This is a genomic window from Acidobacteriota bacterium (assembly GCA_029861955.1).
GTDB lineage: Bacteria > Acidobacteriota > Polarisedimenticolia > Polarisedimenticolales > Polarisedimenticolaceae > JAOTYK01.
On record JAOTYK010000085.1, the window covers coordinates 1 to 3,953 of the forward strand.

The window sequence follows — 3,953 nt, forward strand, 5'->3', positions numbered from 1 at the left end:
GGCGACCGCCGTCGAAGCGGTGACGACAAAGAGCGAGGACGCGTCGCAGGCCGTCGTCCAGATGAAACAGAAGATCAATCGGCTTGCGGATGAGGCCGCAGCGCATCAGGCCCGCCGCCTCGTCGCACTGGAGCCGCACCGACTTCCGAACTACCGCATCGAGACCGACGTCTTACAGAATCTGAAGCGCATCTTCTATTTTGCCAAGCGGATGGCCCGGGCGGCGATCCCGGCGATGGAGTTGCGCGAGGACGACTGAGAAGGAGTGGCATGCGATGACACCACGCATCGAGAAGAAGGGAACACCGAAGGACGCGGCCCGAACTTCCGGATCGTCTTCTCAGATCCGCGACGCGGTCTCGCGAATCATCGAGGACCTGCCGCTGACCGAACCGACCGCCGCGGCGCGTTCTGCCCGCCGACAGCTGACCGGGAAGGAGATTGGTCGCGTCGTCAAGGGAGCGCTCCAGCGTCATTTCGAGCAGGAAGAACTCAAGCCGTACCAGGCCGAACTGATCAAGATGCTGGCGCACATCGAGAACACCGGCCGCAAGATCATTGTCCTGTTCGATGGCCGCGACGCTTCCGGGAAGGGCGGCACGATCCGTCGTGTCACGCGTTATCTCAACGAGAAGCGCTACCGGACGGTCGCGCTGGGGAAGCCGACCGCCGAGCAGAAGACCGAGCTTTACATGAAGCGTTACATCGAGCAGTTTCCCCACGCGGGCGAGCTGGTGCTGTTCGATCGCAGTTGGTACAACCGCGCGATGGTCGAGCCGGTGATGGGCTTCTGCAAGCCCAAGCAGCACCGCGCGTTCATGAAGCGGGTTGTGGGCTACGAGGAACGGATCATCGAAGATGGGCCGACGACGCTGATCAAGCTGTACTTCTCCGTCTCCAAGAAAGAGCAGCAGCGACGCTTCGAACGCCGACGCAACGATCCCCTACGACAGTGGAAGTTGAGCGAGGTCGACCTGCAGGCGCAGGCGCTGTGGGACGAGTTCACCGAGAAGAAGTATCGCCTGTTGCAGAAGACCCACACGCCGAATACGCCGTGGCACATCATCCGTTCGGACGACAAGCGGCTGGCACGCCGGGAGACGATCAAGCTGATCCTCAACCTGGTCTCCTATCGGGGTCGCAGTCGGACGCTCGACATGAAGCTGGACGACAAGATCGTCGTCACGGGGAACCGCGAACTGCAGATCATGGAGAAGCAACGCAAGAAGCACGGCCGCTTCCTGGCCTAGTGAGCCCCCGATGCTATCGTGGGCCCTCCGTTCAGGATATTCGTCCGGGGAGCGCCCAAAGTGTCCGCCGACCGCTACCTAACCTCACCCCTTCGCGCCCTGCGCGCGACGTTCCCCCTGGACCTCCGGGGCCTGGCGACACTCGGCGGTATCATCTTAATAGGCAAACTGGCCTGGCTTGTCTGGCGCGGCCCGGCCTACGAGATGGACACCGCCACCTATCTCGGACAATCCCTGACCTTCCACCACCCACCGATCTACGGCTGGTTGCTCCGTTGGCTGGAGGGAATCTGGCCCCAGGCCTACTTCGTCGCCGCCGTTCAGGCGGTCGTGATGGCCGCCGGGCTGGCCCTGGCCTGCGCCCACTTCGGCCGCAGCCCCCGCGAGACCCGCATCCTGGCGATCCTGTTCGCCATCGACCCCATCACGTCGTTCTTCTCCGCCAACCTGATGTCCGAGGCCCTGTTCATCCCGGGAACGTTGCTGTGGCTCTGCCTGGTCCATCAGTACCTCCGCGAAGAGCGCACGGACAACCGCCGAACCCTCGTCCTGTTGATCGGTGTCTGGTTAGCGGCGATCTACTCGGTTCGGCTTGCGGCGATCATCTTCCCCGGGTTCTTCGCGCTCGCCTCCCTGTGGCACCGGGTCCAAAACGGATCCTGCGCGCGGTGCTGCACACGATCGTGATCTTCCTGGTCCTGCAGGTCATGATCCTGCCGATGAAGTACGCCTACTGGAAGGAATACAACGTGTTCGGGATGGGCAACTTCGCAGGAGTCAACCTGTGGAACAGTGTCTCGGTGCTGTACCCCGACTCCTCGATTCGGGATAACCCGCGGACCGAGTTCGAAAAGTTCCTGGCGACTCGCGACATCGCGGAGTTTTCGACCTTCAACGCCATCGAGAGCAATACGATCCACCACCCCGATAGTGCCTTTGACAACTATGCCCGGGCCCACGTGCGATCGATCCAGGACAACCTGGATCTTTCGGCCAGCCTGGAAAAAACCTCGGTGCGACTCCTCCTCGAGAACCCGTGGGGCTACATCGAGCGCTTCGTCATCCCCAACGTCTTCAAGACGGTGATGATCCCCGAGGTCATCGCGATCTCTCCGCGGGTCGAGACGTTGATGGAGGCGCGCATGAACTACAACCAGCCGGATCACGTCCGCTACGCGCCCTGGGTCTGGATCATCTGGTCCATCCTGGCCATCGCCACGACCGGCATCCAGCTGTGTATCCGCTCCCGCTGCGATCGTGGTGCGCAGCTGCTGCTGGGCTTCTTCTGGTTCTACTCGCTGGTCCTACCGGTGCTTGCGGCGATGTGTTTGCGGTACGCGCTGCTCTGTGCTCCGGCGATCCTGATTGCGGCAGCCCTTTCGGTGCTAAACTCTGACTCCCGAGCCGCCCATGCCTGAACTCACCATCATCGTACCGGCATACAACGAAGAAACCTCCATTGCCGACGTCGTTCGCGGAACGCGGCAGGCCTTCGAGGGCATCGATGTCGAGGTCCTGGTCGTCGATGACGCCTCCACCGATCAGACCGTAGAACGCGCCACCGCCGTCGGTGCGCGGGTCATCCGTCATCGTTACAACAAGGGCAACGGCGCGGCCGTCAAATCAGGGCTGCGTCATGCCAACGCTGACCTGGGTGCCGTCATCGACGCCGACGGTCAGCACCGGCCGCAGGATCTGCGCAAGCTCTTCGATCAACTGGCGGACACGGACATGGTCGTCGGCACACGCGTTAAGCCGACCTACTCGATCACACGACGGTTGGGCAACGCAGTCCTCAACCGTGTGGCCAGCTATCTCTCGGGGCACCGCGTGCGAGACCTGACCTCCGGTCTGCGTGTGTTTCGGGTGTCCACCGTCATGCAATACATGGGGCTGTACCCCAACGGGTTCTCCTTCCCCAGTACCAGCACGCTGGCGCTGCTGACCGATGGCTACAGCGTGTCGTTCGTGACGATCGAGGCGGACTCCCGCGCCGAGGGTGGCGAGAGCAGCATCCGACCGATCCGCGATGGCGTGAAGTTCCTGGCCATCATCGTGCGCATCGTGCATCTATTCCATCCACTCAAGCTCTACCTGCCGCTCGGAGGCCTCCTGTTGCTGGGTGGCGTCGCCTGGTCGATTCGCACGATCGTGGTCGCCTACCAGTTCTCCGCCGGCGCCATCCTGCTGTTGCTCGCCGGCCTGATCGTGACCCTGATGGGGTTCCAGATCGACCAGGTCGCGGCGCTTCGACGACAGATGGGTCGCGACGGCCGCTGATCCATGTGTGGGATTGCCGGATTCGTCTCACTCGGTGTCCAATCGTCGGACCGCGAAGCTGCCGTACAAAAAATGACGGAACGTCTGGTCCACCGCGGACCCGACGATGACGGATTTCACAACGACGCCAATGTCAGTTTCGGCATGCGACGTCTGTCGGTCATCGATCCACAGCACGGCGCGCAACCGATCCGCAACGAAGATGGCAGCGTCGTGGCGGTCTACAACGGCGAGATCTACAACTTCCAGGCGTTGCGACAAGAACTGGAGCAGCGCGGTCATCGCTTCGCGTCCCGGACCGACGGCGAGGTCATCGTCCATCTGTGGGAGGAGTTCGGCGACGGCGCGTTCGAGAAGCTGAATGGCATGTTCGCCGTGGCGGTCCACGATCGAGGCAAAGGGCGTGTCGTGCTGGCCCGCGAT

The 3,953-nt window shown here is 62.5% G+C and carries 6 protein-coding genes; all 6 read left to right on the plus strand.

The annotated features are described in order from the left end of the window. On the plus strand, positions 1-259 hold a 259-nt coding region (locus tag OES25_17505; GenBank protein ID MDH3629433.1), incomplete at its 5' end, for a Na/Pi cotransporter family protein. Positions 260-275: 16 nt separating this feature from the next. Continuing rightward, complete coding sequence (locus tag OES25_17510) at positions 276-1,250, plus strand: polyphosphate kinase 2 (protein MDH3629434.1); 975 nt, start codon at positions 276-278, stop codon at positions 1,248-1,250. Between the two features lie 60 nt (positions 1,251-1,310). After that, positions 1,311-1,937 carry a hypothetical protein gene (locus OES25_17515; GenBank protein ID MDH3629435.1) on the plus strand — a complete coding sequence of 209 codons (627 nt, stop codon included), beginning with the start codon at positions 1,311-1,313 and terminating at the stop codon, positions 1,935-1,937. Beyond that, complete coding sequence (locus OES25_17520; protein ID MDH3629436.1) at positions 1,919-2,668, plus strand: hypothetical protein; 750 nt, start codon at positions 1,919-1,921, stop codon at positions 2,666-2,668. The genes OES25_17515 and OES25_17520 overlap by 19 nt, the downstream gene beginning before the upstream one ends. Then, entirely contained in the window at positions 2,661-3,530 is an 870-nt protein-coding gene (locus OES25_17525; GenBank protein MDH3629437.1) for a glycosyltransferase family 2 protein, read from the plus strand. Before OES25_17520 ends, OES25_17525 begins: the two co-directional genes overlap by 8 nt. A gap of 72 nt (positions 3,531-3,602) precedes the next feature. Then, on the plus strand, positions 3,603-3,953 hold a 351-nt coding region (locus OES25_17530), incomplete at its 3' end, for an asparagine synthetase B (protein MDH3629438.1).